Source organism: Rhodococcus sp. KRD162 (assembly GCF_017168335.1).
Taxonomy (GTDB): domain Bacteria; phylum Actinomycetota; class Actinomycetes; order Mycobacteriales; family Mycobacteriaceae; genus Rhodococcoides.
The window spans coordinates 121,592-138,717 of record NZ_JABFAU010000003.1; the positions used below are offsets into that span (position 1 = coordinate 121,592).

At 64.8% G+C, this 17,126-nt stretch carries 14 protein-coding genes; 9 read left to right on the forward strand and 5 right to left on the reverse strand.

Going from position 1 to position 17,126, the window contains the following annotated elements:
* Positions 1-3: 3 nt before the first annotated feature.
* Together J1M87_RS03055 and J1M87_RS03060 are read right to left on the reverse strand one after the other, a co-directional pair.
* A complete protein-coding gene (locus tag J1M87_RS03055) occupies positions 4-465 on the reverse strand; it encodes a PaaI family thioesterase (RefSeq protein ID WP_206487695.1) in 462 nt (153 codons plus the stop codon).
* A gap of 191 nt (positions 466-656) precedes the next feature.
* On the reverse strand, positions 657-1,355 hold the full coding sequence (locus J1M87_RS03060) for a hypothetical protein (RefSeq protein WP_241256366.1): 699 nt from the start codon (positions 1,353-1,355) through the stop codon (positions 657-659).
* A 274-nt stretch (positions 1,356-1,629) separates the two neighbouring features.
* Here J1M87_RS03060 and J1M87_RS03065 point away from each other — a divergent pair, with 274 nt between their 5' ends.
* The 3 genes from J1M87_RS03065 to J1M87_RS03075 are packed head-to-tail and all read left to right on the forward strand — an operon-like array spanning position 1,630 to position 5,065.
* The gene (locus tag J1M87_RS03065) at positions 1,630-3,105 is read left to right on the forward strand and encodes an iron chelate uptake ABC transporter family permease subunit (protein ID WP_307830719.1); all 1,476 of its coding nucleotides are present in this window, start codon (positions 1,630-1,632) and stop codon (positions 3,103-3,105) included.
* Entirely contained in the window at positions 3,102-4,199 is a 1,098-nt protein-coding gene (locus J1M87_RS03070; protein ID WP_374222345.1) for a FecCD family ABC transporter permease, read from the forward strand. Before J1M87_RS03065 ends, J1M87_RS03070 begins: the two co-directional genes overlap by 4 nt.
* Entirely contained in the window at positions 4,196-5,065 is an 870-nt protein-coding gene (locus J1M87_RS03075; RefSeq protein ID WP_206487699.1) for an ABC transporter ATP-binding protein, read from the forward strand. Before J1M87_RS03070 ends, J1M87_RS03075 begins: the two co-directional genes overlap by 4 nt.
* Before the next feature lie 9 nt (positions 5,066-5,074).
* Here the strand turns inward: J1M87_RS03075 and J1M87_RS03080 are convergent, their stop codons facing one another.
* Positions 5,075-7,597, reverse strand: a complete 2,523-nt coding sequence (locus J1M87_RS03080; protein WP_241256367.1) for a bifunctional lysylphosphatidylglycerol flippase/synthetase MprF — start codon at positions 7,595-7,597, stop codon at positions 5,075-5,077.
* 119 nt (positions 7,598-7,716) lie between these two features.
* On the reverse strand, positions 7,717-9,018 hold the full coding sequence (locus J1M87_RS03085; RefSeq protein ID WP_206487703.1) for an esterase family protein: 1,302 nt from the start codon (positions 9,016-9,018) through the stop codon (positions 7,717-7,719).
* A 200-nt stretch (positions 9,019-9,218) separates the two neighbouring features.
* Between J1M87_RS03085 and J1M87_RS03090 the strand changes: the two genes are divergently transcribed.
* From J1M87_RS03090 to gndA, 4 genes are all read left to right on the forward strand, one after another.
* Positions 9,219-9,647 carry a BlaI/MecI/CopY family transcriptional regulator gene (locus tag J1M87_RS03090; protein ID WP_206487705.1) on the forward strand — a complete coding sequence of 143 codons (429 nt, stop codon included), beginning with the start codon at positions 9,219-9,221 and terminating at the stop codon, positions 9,645-9,647.
* 11 nt (positions 9,648-9,658) lie between these two features.
* Positions 9,659-10,615 (forward strand): M56 family metallopeptidase, encoded by a 957-nt coding sequence (locus tag J1M87_RS03095; protein WP_206487707.1) that lies wholly within the window; start codon positions 9,659-9,661, stop codon positions 10,613-10,615.
* 274 nt (positions 10,616-10,889) lie between these two features.
* Complete coding sequence (locus J1M87_RS03100; protein WP_374222346.1) at positions 10,890-12,587, forward strand: DEAD/DEAH box helicase; 1,698 nt, start codon at positions 10,890-10,892, stop codon at positions 12,585-12,587.
* Positions 12,588-12,772: 185 nt separating this feature from the next.
* Complete coding sequence (gndA, locus tag J1M87_RS03105; protein WP_206487709.1) at positions 12,773-14,224, forward strand: NADP-dependent phosphogluconate dehydrogenase; 1,452 nt, start codon at positions 12,773-12,775, stop codon at positions 14,222-14,224.
* Between the two features lie 70 nt (positions 14,225-14,294).
* Here gndA and J1M87_RS03110 read toward each other — a convergent pair whose 3' ends face one another.
* A complete protein-coding gene (locus J1M87_RS03110) occupies positions 14,295-14,756 on the reverse strand; it encodes a DUF4262 domain-containing protein (RefSeq protein WP_241256297.1) in 462 nt (153 codons plus the stop codon).
* 153 nt (positions 14,757-14,909) lie between these two features.
* Between J1M87_RS03110 and J1M87_RS03115 the strand changes: the two genes are divergently transcribed.
* Both J1M87_RS03115 and J1M87_RS03120 read left to right on the forward strand, forming a co-directional pair.
* Positions 14,910-16,229: a DEAD/DEAH box helicase gene (locus J1M87_RS03115; protein ID WP_241256298.1), complete on the forward strand. Its 1,320-nt coding sequence runs from the start codon at positions 14,910-14,912 to the stop codon at positions 16,227-16,229.
* Positions 16,226-17,125 (forward strand): DMT family transporter, encoded by a 900-nt coding sequence (locus tag J1M87_RS03120; protein ID WP_206487713.1) that lies wholly within the window; start codon positions 16,226-16,228, stop codon positions 17,123-17,125. The genes J1M87_RS03115 and J1M87_RS03120 overlap by 4 nt, the downstream gene beginning before the upstream one ends.
* Position 17,126: the final 1 nt, after the last annotated feature.

Consider the following 17,126-nt stretch of genomic DNA (forward strand, 5'->3'; position numbering starts at 1 on the left):
GCATCACTGTCCCAGATGAGCGGTGTTTTCGATATTTGCCAGCCGGACCTTCCCCTGGGCAACCAGGCGTCCGCTGTCGTCGGTGATATCGACCTGCCACAGCTGCTGCGTGCGTCCACGGTGAATCGGATGTCCCAGTGCGGTCAGGGTTCCCGAGCGCGTGGCGCGGAGAAAATCGGTGCTGTTGTTGACTCCGACGACGTGACCACGAGATCCGAACCAGGCCGATCCGGCGATGCTGGCCACCGATTCCACCACTGCACACAGCACGCCGCCGTGCATGATTCCGGCCGGTTGATGCAGTTGCGGGGTCACGTCCCACTCGGCGCGAACGACGTCTGCGGTCACTTCCTTGTACGTCAGTCCGACCACACCATCGAAGCCACGGCCGCAGAGTTCGGTCAGTTGCTCCGGGGTGAGGGTCTCGAAGGAAGTCGCTTCGGTGGTTCCGCTCGAATCGGTCATGTGCTCCGCTTCCGGGTCGCGTGTGTCGAGGATTCTCGTCGACCGTCGTCGACTCATCACCAGGAATACACGACTGTCGACCCGAGAAAATCGGTGGGCCTGTCGTTCGAGACGAACGACAGGCCCACCGCGGCAAGGACCGGGAGTCACTGCAGCCCTCAGGACTCCGGCTCGGTCCGGTTGTCAGAAACTTAGCATAGGCATGCCTTACTGCCAAGGAATGGTGCTCGAGAAACTCGCAGCCGCTGCCGGTCCGACCCGACACGCGACCGCACCGGCAACCCGACAGCAACCATGGCGTCGAGCAACAACTGACCCCGACGAGCGCTGTCGGACGCGTTCGCACCCGCAAGGATCGGTACATACGTGGAGGCACCGAGAATCGCATCGCCGACCAGCGCCCAGAACAGTCGATCATCGAGCGGAGCGTGCTCCGACATCGCCGTCAACACCAGCTCCAAGGACGTGATGCACCGGTGCGCCGTCCATACCAGCAGCGCCTCTTCACATGGCAGGGTGACGGAACCTGACGCACCCGAGGCGGGATCCTGCGGTAACACTCTCAGAATCGGCGATGCGACGCCGGCCCAGTCGATTCCGCCGTCGCTGTCCATATGTATCCACAGATTCTCGACACCCGGATCCCAGGCACGGGCTTGCACGGCGAGCAGCGCGGTAACTCGCCCGACGACGGCGTGAATCAGGGCAGTCGCCACCTGAACTGCTGCAGCCTCCGGCACACGGAGATCCTCGAGCGACCGGCGGTACATCTGCTCGAAGCGTCCCGATGTCGGTCCGGAACCCAACTGCCACCAACGCCGTTTGCTCTCGTTGGCCATGGCGGCCACGGCGTACATCCGCGGGTATTCGGGATTGAGCGCTCTCAGCATGGCGCACGAGTCGTCGAGCACTGCCGTTCCGCCGACTCGGCCCGAGAATCGATACACATCCGGCCAACCTGTGGATCTCGAAGTTACCGCTGACACCTGAACGCTCCTTCTTTCAGAGACCGGGCGAACCAGTCGTGCTGTCCGTCGATAGTAGGTTAGCCTAACCAGAGTATCAGTCACTCAGGTACCGCTACCCTTACCTCGCCGCACATCCGAGGAAAGGGTTCCGTAACCTAAGACCCGCCCTTCGATACAGCGAGGAGTCACCACCACAGTGACCACACGTCCGCTACTCGGCCGCCACGACGCACGCCGACCCGACGGAGAACGGTGCGGGGTCGAGAACGTTCCCGTTGCGCCGCCGCAGCGGAGTTCGCGTATGGCCGCTGCGGCCATCGACGCCCTGATCGTTCTGATTCCGCTCTTCATCGGTTGGTCGATCGTCGACGCTCTCGGTGACGACAACGGCGGCGGCCAGGCAGACCGATTCGTGTTCGGAACGATTGCCGTGCTCGTCTCGTCGGCACTGTTCGTCTGGAATCGGGGATACCGCGACGGCAACGAGGGGCAGAGCACCGGTCGACGCTGGCTCGGGCTGACACTGCGAGACAGTCACACCCGTGGACCCGTCGGCGCGCGCCGCGCCCTGTGCCGTCATGTCGGGATCGGCACTGCATCAGCCGAGGTAGTTCGGGTAAAGCGGGCTGCCGCTGAGGGATTCGAGCCGATCCCCCAAGACGGCTCGGTCGCAGCCATTCGACGGCGAAGGTTGCTCGGCCTGGCCGTGTTGGTCGTCGCACTCGTGGCCGGCGTCCTCGCCAGCGTCGCCATCGGCGCGCGACCGATGACCTTCGCCGAGATCGCCCACGCCCTCATCGACTCGACGGGCACCGACACCGACATCATCGTCCGCACCTTGCGTGTACCTCGTACGGTCCTCGCGCTCGTCGTCGGTATCGCACTGGGCATCGCAGGTGCCCTGATCCAGGGACACACTCGAAACCCGCTGGCCGACGCCAGTTTGCTCGGGCTCAACTCCGGAGCAGCGTTCTTCGTCGTGATGGCTATCTACCTGTTCCGATTCACCTCACCGAGCCAATACCTGTGGTTCGCGTTCGCCGGTTCGGCGGCAGCGAGCATCGTCGTGTTCGGCCTGTCGTCGATCGGCTCAGGCAGATCCAGCCCGATCAATCTGGCGTTGGCGGGCGCGGGCGTCGCATTCTTCCTGTCGGCGATGACCAACGCTGTCGTGCTCCTCGATCAGACGAGCCTCGACGGCTACCGCTTCTGGGTGGTCGGATCCGTCGCTGGTCGTGGACTCGACGTGCTGTGGCAGGTACTTCCCTTCCTGGTGATCGGGGTCCTCATCGCGCTCGCGAGTACCCCCGGATTGAACGTCATGAGCCTGGGCGAGGACGTCGCCCGCTCGCTCGGGACCAATATCGCACTCACCCGCACCGTCGGCATTCTCGCGATCACGCTGCTGACCGGTGCCGCGACCGCCGCGTGCGGGCCCATTGCCTTCGTCGGCCTCGTCGTTCCGCATATCGCCCGCGCGGTGACCGGGCCCGACTACCGCTGGCTCGTCCCCTATGCAGGCCTCATGGGTGGTGTGATGCTGATGGTCGCCGACGTCATCGGCCGCGTCGTCGTGCGCCCTGGCGAGTTGCAGGTCGGCATTGTTCTCGCCCTCGTCGGTGCGCCGTTCTTCATTGCGCTCGTACGCCGGAGAAAGCTGGCGAGCCTGTGACCGCCGGCCTCGGATCCCCCACACCGTCGACATCGAGACCCGGTGCCGTCCCCGCACGGCCGGCAGTGCGCGTGGGCCGCGTGTCCCTCGTCCGGCGTCCACTCATGGTCGTCACCACCGTGTTGTTGGCCGCCGCACTGGTTCTCATCATGTGCGTGAACATCGGCCGCGGCGATTTTCCGCTCTCTATCGCGCAGGTGCTCGACGTACTTCTCGGCGGCGGCTCGAGGATCGAGCGGTTCATCGTGATGGACCTACGCCTCCCGCGATCGCTGACCGGTCTGCTCGTGGGTGCGGCGCTCGGCATCTCCGGTGCGATCACACAGTCGATCTCGCGCAACTCGCTGGCCAGCCCTGACATCCTGGGCATCACCGCCGGTTCCAGTGCAGCAGCTGTCGCGTTGATCGTACTCGGCGGCGGCATCGGCGGAATGCTCGCCACCGTGGGGCTTCCCATTGCGGCGCTGATCGGCGGCGTCCTCACCGCGATCGCGATCTACACCTTGGCGTGGCGCAAAGGCGTGGACGGGTTCCGCCTCATTCTGGTGGGCATCGCTGTCAACGCCATGCTCACCGCAGTGATCGGCTGGTTGCTGGTCAGTGCCGACATCAACGATGTCTCGCGGGCGCAGGTCTGGCTCAACGGCTCACTCAACGGCGCCAACTGGTCCACGGTCTGGCCAGTCGCGATCGCCGTCGTTCTCGTCGGCGGCGGCACCGTCGTCGCGACGTTCACGCTGGGCGCGCTACGCCTGGGTGACGACAACGCACGATCACTCGGCGTACGCCTCCAACACAGCCAGGCAATGATGCTCTTGGCTGCCGTCGGCCTCGCCGCCATCGCCACCGCCGCTGCAGGTCCCATCGGATTCGTTGCGCTCGCAGCGCCACAGATCGCACTTCGAATCCTGCGAACACCCGGTCCGCCGATCATCGGGTCGGCGCTGATCGGCGGTGTGTTGGTGGTGTCGAGCGATCTGATCGCTCGCACGATTCTGCCGGTGGAGCTACCGGTGGGCATCGTCACCTCGGCGCTCGGTGGACCGTTCCTTCTGTACCTTCTCGTGCGCAGTAATCGAAAGGCCTCCGTATGACAATCAGCCATGCCTCTCGCTTGGTCGCAGACGATCTCACCCTCGGGTACGGCGATCGAACGATCGTCGAAAACCTCGATCTGGCGATTCACACCGGGTTGATCACCACCGTCATCGGCCCGAACGGCTGCGGGAAGTCCACCCTGCTGCGTTCTCTCGGACGCTTGCTCAAGCCGAAAGCCGGAGGCGTGCTGCTCGACGGCCGTGCGATTTCGTCGATGAAGACGAAAGAGGTTGCCAAAACCCTCGGCATGCTGCCGCAGGCACCGACGGCTCCGGAGGGATTGACCGTCGCGGACCTGGTCTCTCGTGGTCGTCATCCGCATCAGTCGTGGATCCGACAGTGGAGCTCGGACGACGAGTCGGAGGTGGCAAACGCACTCGAACTCACCGGCGTGGGTGACCTCGCCGACCGCCCCGTCGACGAGCTCTCCGGTGGCCAAAGGCAACGCGCGTGGATCTCGATGGCGTTGGCGCAGGGCACCGATATCCTGCTTCTGGACGAGCCGACCACCTACCTCGACCTGGCCCATTCCGTGGAAGTGCTCGATCTCGTCGATCGACTGCATGCCGAACTGGGCCGCACGATCGTCATGGTGCTGCACGATCTCAACCTCGCACTGCGGTACAGCGACCAGTTGATCGTCATGAAGGACGGACGCATCGTCACGTCCGGTCGCCCTCAGGACGTCATTTCCCAGGAACTGCTGCTCGACGTCTTCGGCCTCGAAGCCGCCGTGATCGAGGATCCGATGTCGGATCGTCCCCTCGTCGTCCCGATCGGTACCCGGCACGTCTACGGATCGGTGGGCGGTCCGGTGAAGTCCGAAAAGCATGGCGCGGCACCGGATTCTCGGGCTGTGTGACCCGATCCTTCACCTCTCGATCATGGTGCGGACAAGTTTGAACCCCTGGCCGATGGAGACATCGGGCAGGTAGGCCCTACCGATCGCGTTTCCGATACTGGGTAATGCGGCCGGGTCCGCGAAGGTCATGTGCATCGATTCGTATCGAGGCTGGAACTTGGATTTGAACGCCAGCAGCGAACGGAACCCGTAGACCGGTTCCAGAGTGCGTCCGAGCACGTCGAGCAAGCGGTCGAGTAGACCGGACAACGTCGACTGCTCGGCACTGGACACATGCTCGGGCTGCTTCTCGTCGACTTTGGCCAAGGGCGCGCCCGAGAGACTGAGGAACCGGGCACCCTCCTGCTCGAGAAGCAGGGCGGCCGAGGCGATCAGGAATTCCATGGTCGGTCGGAAGCCCTCCGAGCGCCGACGCATGAAGTCGAGCGTCCACCCGACGATCACACCCTCCTCGTAGACGGGCATCCACGAGGTCACACCGTGCACGGTTCGATGCTCGTCGACGGCGATCAGACACCGCACGTTCTCGTCGTCCACCTCTTCGAGCCCGCCGAGAGTGAAGCCCATCTCCGGCATTCCCTTGTCGGCAACCCACTCCTCGGAGATCGCCGTTATCTGATCGGTGATAGCGAGAGGAGCTGTCGGGAACCGAATCCACTCGGCCACGACGCCCGCCTTCTTGGCACGGTTGAGTGCCGTTCGGACATCCTGGAATCGCTTGCCGGTGAAGGCAATTTGTTCCAAGTCCAGGACCGTCTCCTCGCCGACCTGAATGCCGCCCCAGCCGAGCGAGTCGGTGATCCGGCGAACATCGGGGGTGACGGAGTAGAAGCACGGGACCCAGCCGTTTTTCGATGCGAACTCCGCAAAATCGACGACGTTGTCTCGCAGCGACTCTCGCGGACCGACCGGATCTCCGGTGGTGAGCGCAACGCCGGAGATGACACGGTAGGCGACGTAACTTCGCCCGTCCGGACCGAACCAGTACTTGTTTCCGCGCCATGTCGTCATCCACGACAGAGCCGATCCACTGCTCGCCATCAACAGCCCTCGTGCCCGTTCGGTGGCATCTGTCTCGGTTCCGTACACCGGGGTGAGGAAGGTGCCTGCGGCGAGCACGCAGACCAACACCCAGAAAGCCACTCCGGTCCACTCGAACAACAAGGTGGTGGGGACGCTCTGCGGCAGCAGGGCGGGCTCGAGCCACTGCAGATAGACCGGCGGCACCAAGCGCTGCGGAAAGTCGGTCAGTAGTCCGCCGAACGAGGGTGAATCGGCGAAACCGCCTCGCGCCAGGTACCCACCGATCGAGTAAACCAGCGCCAGTGCAGCGCCGACGCCGACCACCGAGGCCGCCCACCGCCTGTAAGTACCGGCCGGAGCCGACACATCGAAGAATCGACGGGTGACGATCAGGACCACCAAGACGATCAGGGGCAGTAGAAACGGCGCGATGGTGCGATATGCGGTCGGTGATTCCAGTCCGTAGAACATCGACTCGTCGTCACCGGACTCCAAGAACCGAATCCCGAAGTTGGCCAACGAGAGTCCGAGCAGAACCACCTGAGAGACGACCGCCATCGCCCACGCAAACCGTCTCCCCCGGCGCAGTCCGTCGCTGACCACCAGCAAGAACAGGGACGGCATGATGCTCAAGATGGTGGGGCCCACTCCCCCCAGCCTCAGATCGAGCAGGCCGCGGCGACATTCCGCCGGATCGGTCGTCGCATCGGCACAGATTTCACGCACCTCCGCGGCCGTGTACGGAACTCCACGCACCACATCTCGAAGTACCGCGAACGGACCGACTGCATTGGGGCTCAATGCCGCCAGTACCGGCCCGAGGGCACTCGCGGCGACGATCAACGCAACCAAGACGCGTCCTTCTCGTTGGGTGCCCGCCAGTCGCGGTCCGCGGGCCGAACGGCCGACGATCCACGGGCCCGCCACCAGACCGATGACGGCGGCAGCAAGCCGGATCACATCCTGCAAGTGGCCACCGAAGAGGGCCAACGTCACGAGCAGGGCCAGAATTCCGACGCGAAGCCGCCTGCGCCACAACGTATCCATGCGCGAAGTGGCCACCAACACCACGCCGAAGATCCAGGTCGTCGGACCGACAGCCGTCCCGACGTGCAACCGGAAGCCCCAGTCGGCGTCGAACGTCTTGGCCAGGGCCGCCAGACCGAGACCGAGCAGCGAACCGGCCACCTGAGTGACGAACGCAGCGACGGCGAAACGAGCCGACCCGATCCGACGTTCGATGGGCGCGGCGGCGAGGAGAACCGCAATCGTCGCCACGACACACCCGGCGATGTTCGGGGCCACCAATCCCGAGGTCAGTGGGGTCCACAGGTGCCAGCGCTCGAATGGCATGATCCCGACCGCGAAGTACCTGTCCAGCTGGCCGCGGTCATCGATGACGGCAGCGGCGATGCCGGTGGCCCACACGACGGCGAGCAAGACGAAACCGACCGGGGCTCCGACGGCTCCGAAGAGAACGAGTGACCAGACGCGCCGCAACTGCCGCATCACTGCAGATGCAAGCGCCGCGAGGGACGTCCTCCGCTTCGACATCCACGTCGGCCCCACCGAATCGTGTGTCTCGGCGCCAGACGTCGCTGCCGTCGACTGCTCGGGATCGGTCGCGCTCACGAAATCAACCCTGTTCTCGTTGCCAGCCAAGGAAGTTCACGTCGTAAGCCTTCCGCCCAGACCTCGAAGCTGTGGCCGCCCGGTACCTCCACGTACTGCACATCCATTCCGGCGGCCTTCGCCGCGTCGTACATCTCTTGCTGTCCCGGTTTGAAGTCCTTGTCATCGGTACCCACGACGAAAATACCGGCCGAGTCCGGGTACCGACGCGATTTCAGCAGGTCGAGCGGGTTGACAGCAGTGAACGCTGCAGCGTCTCCGCCGAAAGCCTGCTGCACAGTGCGATTTCGATCGCCGAGGGTCGGCTCGCGCTGGCCGGACAGGTCGAGGAACGTGGGGTACACGTCGGGATGATTGGTCGCCATCTGAATCGAGCAGGTTCCGCCGTAGGACAATCCGCCGATGGCCCAGTGCGCACGATTTTCATCGATTTGCAGTGCACTGTCGATCCAGTCGGGAACGTCGCGGGACAGATAGGTGTCGACGTTGCCGAGGGGCGAATCGACACAGAGCGGATTGGCTATCGACGATCCCGTGCCGTCGGCAACGACCACCACCGGTGCCAGACCGGCGTGCTCACGTGCGAAATTATCCATGGTCAGCGCCAGCCTTCCGCCGTTGAGCCAGTCCTCGGGCGCACCCGGCTGACCAGCGAGCAACACCAGAACCGGCAGCAGTGGGCGAGGATCTGCGAAGTAGGCGGGCGGCAGATAGATCTCTGCGTCTCGGGCGGAGAAACCGGACACGGTACCCGGAATCGCCGCCGAGGTGATCTTCCCTGCCGCCGGCAGATCGGCAGGTGCGGTCCAGACCGAGTCGAGCGGTGTTCCCGTGACGGTCTGCGCGACAGCGGCCGGCACATCCGAGAACGGAATCCGAGCAGCCGACTCCACGCCCAGTGCATTTCCCACAGTGGGATACGCGTCGAATTCGAGGTTCACGTGCAGGGCGGCCGCAGCCACCACCGCGAGCGCAGCGAGCACCGATACGAGCTTGCCCAGCACCCTCCGTGCCGCGAGCAGACGGGGGACCAGCGCGAACAGCGATGCCAGACCTACCCCGATCCATACGTAGATGGAAGTAGCGATCGGATCAGGAAACGGTCGCCATACCTTTTCGACGACGACGTAGCCGATTCCGGTGACGACTATCGCGGTCGTCACCGCGATCGGCAATGCCCGTGCGGTGTAGCTTCTCGATCTCGACACGAGCAGCCACACACCGCCGAGAGCGCCGAGCACGGAGACGATCACCGGAACCGGGCCGTCGATCAACGACAAAGAATCGAACCAGTCCACGCGATGACTCCACTCACTTCTCGAAAGTCGGGCCGCGGGGCGGCACGATCACGAGTGAAGGATATTCGCCTCGAGCCTTCTGCGGTCGCGACCCGCCTATTCGAGCCGATGGGAGCTATGACGGAACACACACCGCCCGAACTCCGGGTACTACTGCCAGTAGTACGCATGTGCGTCGGACTAGCCGTAGACTCGGTGAAATGGCTGGTCTTGGTGAACTAGAGCGCGCAGTGATGGACCATCTGTGGGAATCCTCGGATCCGCAGACCGTTCGGCAGGTCCACGAGGCGCTGGCGAAACATCGCGAACTCGCCTACACGACGGTGATGACGGTGCTGCAGCGATTGGCGAAGAAGAAGTTGGTCGTTCAGCAGCGTGATGATCGAGCGCACCGCTACGCTCCGCTGCATGGACGCGACGAGTTGGTCGCCAGCCTCATGGTCGACGCGTTGTCACAGGCTCCGGCATCGGGCGGGCGGGCGGCGGCCCTGGTCCATTTCGTCGGGCAGGTGGGGGCAGACGAAGCCGCCGCACTGCGTGAGGCACTTGCCGCTCTCGAAGTGGCACAATCGAGCGGAGAATCGCCTTCGGCCGAAGAAGGCCGTCCAACGAATCGACGCTCGCCGTAGTAAGTGAGGACATGAACTCGACGACTGCGCTGGCCTTCGCGGTGCTCGCGCTTGTTTTGGCGGGGCCGATCCCAGCGGTGCTCGCTCGCGCCCGCTGGCCTTACCGGTCTCCGCGTGCAGCGCTCGTGCTGTGGCAGGCAATCGCACTCGCCGCTGTGCTGTCGGCGTTCAGTTCCGGCCTCGCGATCGGCGGCCTGCTCCTTGTTCCCGGTGCAGACGGTCGCCCGACAACGGCACCCACCGACGAGATCGACGCACTCGGTCTTCCCCTCTGGATCTTCTACGTCGCCGTCTTGGCGATCACGCTGGGGATCGGCGCCAAGCTGATGTTCTCCGTCGTCCAGGTAGCCGTGAGAACCCGACGCCGACGTTCCCGTCACCGCATGCTGGTCGATCTGCTCGACCGAAACAGTTCGATCGAGAATGCCTTTCGCGGTCTTCGCGATGCAGACATCCGGGTGCTCGACGCGGCCGAGCCGATCGCCTACTGCCTCCCTGGCCTGCGCCAGAGAGTGGTGCTGAGCCGAGGAACGCTCGCGGAGCTGTCCGAGGCAGAGGTCACGGCAATACTCAGCCACGAACGTTCGCACCTGCGTGCCCGTCACGACCTGGTTCTCGAGGCATTCACCGCGGTCAACGAAGCCTTCCCCAGAATCGTGCGAAGCAAATCGGCACTCGGCAGCGTGCAACTGCTCGTCGAACTCCTCGCCGACGACTCGGCCGTGAAGGTCACCGGACCCACTCCACTGGCCAGAGCATTGGTCACGTGCGCGGGGTCGACCGCACCGAGGGGTGCGATGGCGGCAGGCGGTCCGCACACGTTGATTCGGGTGCAGCGATTGAGCGGGCCCGGCAGCGATATCCGGATTGCTGCGGTTGCCTACGGGACCGCCGTGGTGATTCTGGTTCTGCCGACGATCTATGTGGCAATGCCCTGGCTGGAAGAACTGAGCAAACTCGTCGGGTGAGTCGGTGTTCGAGAGGGGTCGCGCAGGTCACACCGAATGAGTGTGAACAATGTGCGGCGAGTCCCGTACAGTGGATCTCGGTCGCCATCGCGACTTAGCAATCGAAATGGCACAAACAGCCCCACTTTATGCAGTTCCCTGCGTATCGATGGCCAGGTGACAGTGCCCTGGCTCGTATCAATGTGTTCTGGCTGTTTTTCCGTGTTTCCCGATTTTCGGGTGCTCTCAGCTTCGGGCTTATTGGCGTGCCCGTAATCCGGAGAGGCTTTACTGCGTGACCCACGCTGTTTCCAACACACCCGTTTCCAACACACCGATCTCCACCGCGTCCGACGCCGCGGTCACCGCGGCACCCGTCTCGGCACCGGCGTTCACCTTCGCCGATCTCGGACTGCCCGAGGCCGTTGTCGCCGCCCTGGCACGCAACTCGATCACCGTGCCCTCCCCCATTCAGGAGAAAGCGCTGCCCGACGCCATTGCGGGCAAGAACGTTCTCGGTCGTGCGCAGACAGGTTCGGGCAAGACCCTCGCGTTCGGCCTGCCGATTCTGCAGCGTCTGTCGCTGCACACCGATCGACCGGCGGCCAAGCGCCCTCGTTCGCTCGTACTGGTTCCGACGCGCGAGCTCGCTTTTCAGGTCGTCGAATCTCTCGCGCCCTACGCCAACGCGCAGGGTCTACGAGTCATGCCTGCTGTCGGCGGCACCCCGTTCAACAAGCAGGTCGAACAGCTACGTCGCGGCGTCGATGTCCTCGTCGCCACACCGGGCCGCCTCGCCGATCATCTGCGCCAGGGCACATGCATCCTCGACGCTATCGAGATCACCGCACTCGACGAGGCCGACCAGATGGCAGACATGGGCTTCCTTCCCGAGGTTCGGGCCGTTCTCGCCGATACTCCGGCGGACGGTCAGCGCATGCTGTTCTCGGCCACCCTCGACCGTGAGGTTCAGTCGCTGGTACGCCAGTTCCTGCCCGATCACGTCGAGCACTCCACCCAGGACGGCAAGGCCAGCGTCCGAACGATGGACCACTACGTTCTGATGGTCGATCGGGGTCAGAAGGACCTGGTTCTCTCCGAGATCGGTGCACGCGAGGGCGGCCGCACCATCATGTTCGCTCGGACGAAGCTGGGCTGCGACGGCATCACCGATCGCCTGCGGGCGCTCGGCATCGCCGCGGAGTCTTTGCACGGTGGAAAGGCCCAGAACCAGCGCACCCGCGTGCTCGAGCGCTTCAAGAACGGGCGCACGCCCGTCCTCGTCGCCACCGACGTCGCCGCGCGCGGCATCCACGTCGACGGTATCGATCTGGTCGTGCACGTCGATCCGCCAGCCGATCACAAGGATTACCTGCACCGTGCAGGACGCACCGCACGGGCGGGCGAGAAGGGCACAGTCGTCGCGATCGTGCTCCCCAACCAGCGCCGCCAGGTGCTACGCCTGACCGGAATGGCAGGCGTCAAGGCCACGGCCGTCAACGTCTCGCCGGGTTCGACCGAGCTCAACAGCATCACCGGCGCGAAGAAGCCGACCGGTGAGCCGCTGCGCGCCGAGTCCGCGCCCCGTGACCGAAACAGCCGTCCCCGCAGCGGCGGATACCAGGGATCCAACCCGCGCAGCAGCGGCGGATACCAGGGATCCAACCCGCGCAGCAGCGGCGGCTACCAGGGATCCAACCCGCGCAGCAGCGGCGGGTACCAGGGTGACCGCCCGCGTACCGGCTACCAAGGATCCAACCCGCGCAGCAGCGGCGGATACCAGGGATCCAACCCCCGTAGCGAAGGCGGATACCAGGGCGATCGCCCACGTCGCAGCGACTCGAGTGCATACCGCGGCTCGGACAGCCGGGGTTCCGACAACCGCCGCCCGGCATCTACGTCCCGCCAGGACGAACACCGGTCGGGAGGCTTCCGCAGCCGCACCGAGCGTCGCTCCTACGACGGATTCGACGGTCCGGCTCGCAGCCACTGATCGGTCCCTCGGCGGCCACTGATCGGTTCACCATCGAGCGATCGTGAACCGATCTGCGTACATCCACGACACGAGGTGTCGCATTCTTCGCGAATGCGACACCTCGTGTCTTTGTGCGCGGGCAGGTTTCACATCTGCTCGGGGGTTGGCTCGCGCTCGATCGCTCGGCAAGGAAAGCTGTCTGTATGACCTCAGCAGCAGAACCGACAGAACTGGCTCAGATCGGAGTCACCGGACTCGCCGTCATGGGCTCCAACATCGCACGTAACTTCGCCCATCACGGACACACCGTCGCATTGCACAACCGCAGCATCGCGAAGACCGATGCGCTGATCGACGAGCACGGCACCGAAGGCACGTTCATCCGCACCGAAACCATCGAGGAATTCGTGGCAGCGCTCGCGAAGCCGCGCCGGGTTCTCATCATGGTCAAGGCAGGAGATCCGACCGACGCCGTCATCGAGGAGCTCGCCGACGCGATGGAAGAGGGCGATATCATCATCGACGGTGGTAATGCGCTCTACACCGACACCATCCGCCGAGAGGCTGCGATGAAGGAGCGCGGTCTGCTCTTCGTCGGGGCCGGTATCTCGGGCGGCGAGGAAGGCGCGCTCAACGGCCCTTCCATCATGCCCGGAGGTCCGGCCGAGTCCTACAAGGCGCTCGGCCCGCTGCTGGAATCCATTGCAGCGCAGGTGGACGGCACCCCCTGCTGTACTCACATCGGACCGGACGGCTCCGGTCACTTCGTCAAGATGGTGCACAACGGCATCGAATACGCCGATATGCAGCTCATCGGTGAGGCGTACAACCTCTTCCGCGACGCACTCGGCTACAACCCGGCGCAGATTGCCGACGTGTTCAGCGAGTGGAACAACGGCGATCTGGAGAGCTATCTGGTCGAGATCACCGCCGAGGTGCTTCGCCAGGTCGACGCCAAGACGGGTCAGCCTCTGGTGGACGTGATCGTCGACGCCGCCGAGCAGAAGGGCACCGGACGCTGGACGGTCAAGGCTGCTCTCGACCTCGGAGTTCCCGTCACGGGTATCGCCGAGGCTGTTTTTGCTCGGGCTCTGTCGGGCTCGCGGTCCCAGCGTAAGGCCGCCGTAGGCCTTGCCTCCGGAACTCTGGCCGACAAGCCCACCGACGCAGAGCAGTTCACACACGACATCAGCCGGGCCCTGTACGCGTCCAAGATCGTCGCTTATGCACAGGGTTTCGATCAGATCGCTGCGGGCAGCGCCGAGTACGACTGGAATCTGCATCCCGGCGACCTCGCCACGATCTGGCGCGGTGGTTGCATCATCCGGGCGCGGTTCCTCAACCGGATCAAGGACGCCTACGACGACGACGCCGAACTCCCCAGCTTGATCCTGGCACCGTACTTCCGCGACGCGATCGAGGACGCCATCGACAGCTGGCGTCGGGTCGTGATCACCGCGGCCTCACTGGGCATTCCGGTACCGGCGTTCGCCTCCTCGCTGTCGTACTACGACGCGCTGCGGGCCGAGCGGTTGCCCGCTGCGTTGACGCAGGGCCAGCGTGACTTCTTCGGAGCGCACACGTACGAGCGCACTGATTCCGACGGCAAATTCCACACTCTGTGGAGTGGCGATCGCTCCGAGGTCCAGGCCTGACAAGGCTCGCACTCACGCGGTGGCGCTGACCTCGTCGTCCAGCGCCACCGCAGTGCATGGCGATGCTCTGTCAGTGTGGAATCGGGCCGAAGATCGGCTGCACCACGATCGAGGGGATGCCCTCCCATGGCAACGACCCGTCGAGGTCTCGCCAGACCGTCTGCACGGCACCGAATCGACCGTTTCCGTACACGTCGGAGGCGGCATGGAGGATGTCGGCGCAGTCCGGTACATCGATGGTGAACAACTCGAACCCTGCTGCCGAGCAACCCATCCCGGCCTCGATGTCGAGCATTCCGGAGGCCACGAAGCTACCGAGCGAATTCAGGATCCGCGAGGACTCCTGCGGCCCGCGGCCCGTCACAACGATCTCCGGACTACCCAGATCGGTGAGTCCTACCGTGTAGCAGAAGGCCGGGTGAATTCCATACCGGTCGACCTCCGATTCGACATACTGCAGTGCCCACCCGAATTCGTCGATCGAGCGCTTCAGATCCTGGACGTACTCGTCGGCACTGCGCCCCTGACACATTTTGCACATAGCTCCCCCAACTCGGCATGCAACCGCCCCCTCGGCGATCACGGTCGTGGAACTCACTTCGAACATGCGTTCCAACGGCAGTATTGCGGCGGGTACCGACAAGAAGGGTCCGGGCGTCTTCGACGCAGCGGTAAGGTCACAGCCATGCCGGGTCATTCCGCTCCATCGTTCGCAGACCTCGGCCTGCCGGTAGTTCTCGTGCACGCACTGGACAAGGCGGGTGTACGGACACCGTTTCCGATCCAGATCGCTGCCTTGCCGGATGCGCTCGCCGGCCGCGACATCCTCGGGCGCGCACCGACCGGCTCGGGCAAGACGCTCGCATTCGGACTGCCTCTGCTCGTGCGGCTGGCCGGGCGCCGAAGCGAACCGGGCGCACCGCGCGGGCTCGTGCTGGCTCCGACTCGGGAACTCGCGCTTCAGATCCACGAGGTACTGGACCTACACGGTGCCGTCTTCGGTCTGCGCACGGTCGCGGTCGTGGGAGGAGTGCCACTCGAGCGCAACGTCCGCGACATTCAGCGCGGTATCGACATCGTGGTCGCCACCCCCGGCCGACTCCGAGATCTGCTCGAGCGGCGGTCGATCACGTTGCGCCAGGTCGAGATGACCGTGATCGACGAAGCGGATCGGATGGTGGACATGGGATTTCTGCCCCAGGTCGAAGCCCTGCTCGCCGCGACACCCGCCGACGGCCAGCGGTTGCTGTTCTCGGCCACCCTCGATCAAGACACCGACCGACTGGTCGAGAAGTTCCTGACCGACCCCGCCGAACATTCACTTGCCGAATCGGTGAGTGAACCCGACATCGTGCACTACGTGTTTCGCGTCGACGCTGCCCGCAAGACCGAAATAGCTGCCGCCGTTGCCAACAGAGACGGTCGCACGCTGCTGTTCGTCCGCACGACTCACGCGGTCGATCGACTCGCCGACGAATGCCGCCGGCTGGGCGTTCCGATATCGTCGTTGCACGGCAACAAAACTCAGGCACACCGCACGCGTGCACTGGCCGAATTCGCTGACGGTAGCTCGCTCGCCCTGATCGCGACAGACGTCGCTGCGCGTGGCGTTCACGTCGATGACGTCACGCTGGTCGTGCACGTCGATCCGCCTCTCGATTCCAAGGATTACCAGCATCGAGCAGGCCGCACTGCCCGGGCCGGAGCGAGCGGGACAGTCGTGACGTTGGCCACTGCAGAGCAACTGGATCTCGTGTGCGCTATGGCGGAGGAGGCCGGTGTCCTTCCCATTGTGGTCGACACCGACACCGATTCGACCTCGTGGCGTCAGGCAACCGGTGCGCGAACGCCCTCCGGTCGGCCGACGCTCGCGCCCTCACGAACCTCCGGGGTCGACGGCGGCAATCGCCGATCGCGCGGGTCACGCGGCTCCGTGCCCTCCCGGCACGAGCGAAGCGGGCGCACCGGGGGCAGGCGGGGCGAGCGCCGAGGACGGCGCAGGTGAACTCGCTCTGGTTGTCGATCACGCTCGCGCTGGTCTCGGCGTTTCTGTTCGCGTGTGCGTCGGTAGCGCAGCAGAGCGCCGCGGCCTCCGTGCCGGAAGGCACGTCCCTGGTATCGGCCCTCATCCGTAACCCCAGATGGTGGGTGGGGGTGATCGGAGACGGAGGCGGCTACGCAGTGCAGATCGCTGCGCTCTGGGTCGGTTCGGTGCTGGTCGTTCAGCCGTTGCTGGTCACCGCACTACTGTTCGCACTCCCGATGTCGGCGAAGTTGACGGGCCGAGCCCTTCCCGGCTCCACGTGGGCACTTGCGTTCCTGTTGGCGGCGGCGCTGGCCGTGTTCATAGTGGTCGGCGATCCCAGCGAGGGGAACACCGACGCACCCCTGTCCGACTGGATCGTTCCGCTGATCATCGCGGCCGTCGTGATCGGCGGCGCGGTGGCGGGCGGACTGCTGGCCAGGGCCCCCGGAGCCAGGGCGCTACTTCTCGGGGCGGCAGGAGGATTGCTGTTCGGCCTGGCTGCAGCTCTGACGAAGTTCGTCACCGACCTCGTCGAGACCGAGTTGTTCGGCGCGCTGACAGCCTGGCAGACCTACGCATTGGTCGGCTGCGGGGTTCTGGGGTTCTATCTGCAGCAACGCGCATTCCAGGTCGGCCCACTGTCGGCATCGATGCCTGCCATCACTATCAGCGAACCTCTCGGCGCTGCATTCATCGGTGTCACGGTGCTGGACGAACGAATCCGAACCGACGGCGGCGCACTGGCGACCATCGCCGTGGCGGTTGCGGTCATGATCGTCACGACGGTTCGATTGTCGCGGGAGCAGGCTTCGGTCGTTCTCGAACCCGAGGCCGCTCGCGGGGCGTCGACCCCACTGCGCCGACCCGACCGGTAGT

What these genes read in the sequence shown, in the direction of transcription:
- J1M87_RS03060 (WP_241256366.1), bottom strand. Translation starts at nt 1,355, where the DNA reads ATGCTGAGAGCGCTCAATCCCGAATACCCGCGGATGTACGCCGTGGCC.
- J1M87_RS03055 (WP_206487695.1), bottom strand. Translation starts at nt 465, where the DNA reads ATGACCGATTCGAGCGGAACCACCGAAGCGACTTCCTTCGAGACCCTC.
- J1M87_RS03080 (WP_241256367.1), bottom strand. Translation starts at nt 7,597, where the DNA reads ATGCGGCAGTTGCGGCGCGTCTGGTCACTCGTTCTCTTCGGAGCCGTC.
- J1M87_RS03095 (WP_206487707.1), top strand. Translation starts at nt 9,659, where the DNA reads ATGAACTCGACGACTGCGCTGGCCTTCGCGGTGCTCGCGCTTGTTTTG.
- gndA (WP_206487709.1), top strand. Translation starts at nt 12,773, where the DNA reads ATGACCTCAGCAGCAGAACCGACAGAACTGGCTCAGATCGGAGTCACC.
- J1M87_RS03110 (WP_241256297.1), bottom strand. Translation starts at nt 14,756, where the DNA reads ATGTGTCAGGGGCGCAGTGCCGACGAGTACGTCCAGGATCTGAAGCGC.
- J1M87_RS03075 (WP_206487699.1), top strand. Translation starts at nt 4,196, where the DNA reads ATGACAATCAGCCATGCCTCTCGCTTGGTCGCAGACGATCTCACCCTC.
- J1M87_RS03090 (WP_206487705.1), top strand. Translation starts at nt 9,219, where the DNA reads ATGGCTGGTCTTGGTGAACTAGAGCGCGCAGTGATGGACCATCTGTGG.
- J1M87_RS03115 (WP_241256298.1), top strand. Translation starts at nt 14,910, where the DNA reads ATGCCGGGTCATTCCGCTCCATCGTTCGCAGACCTCGGCCTGCCGGTA.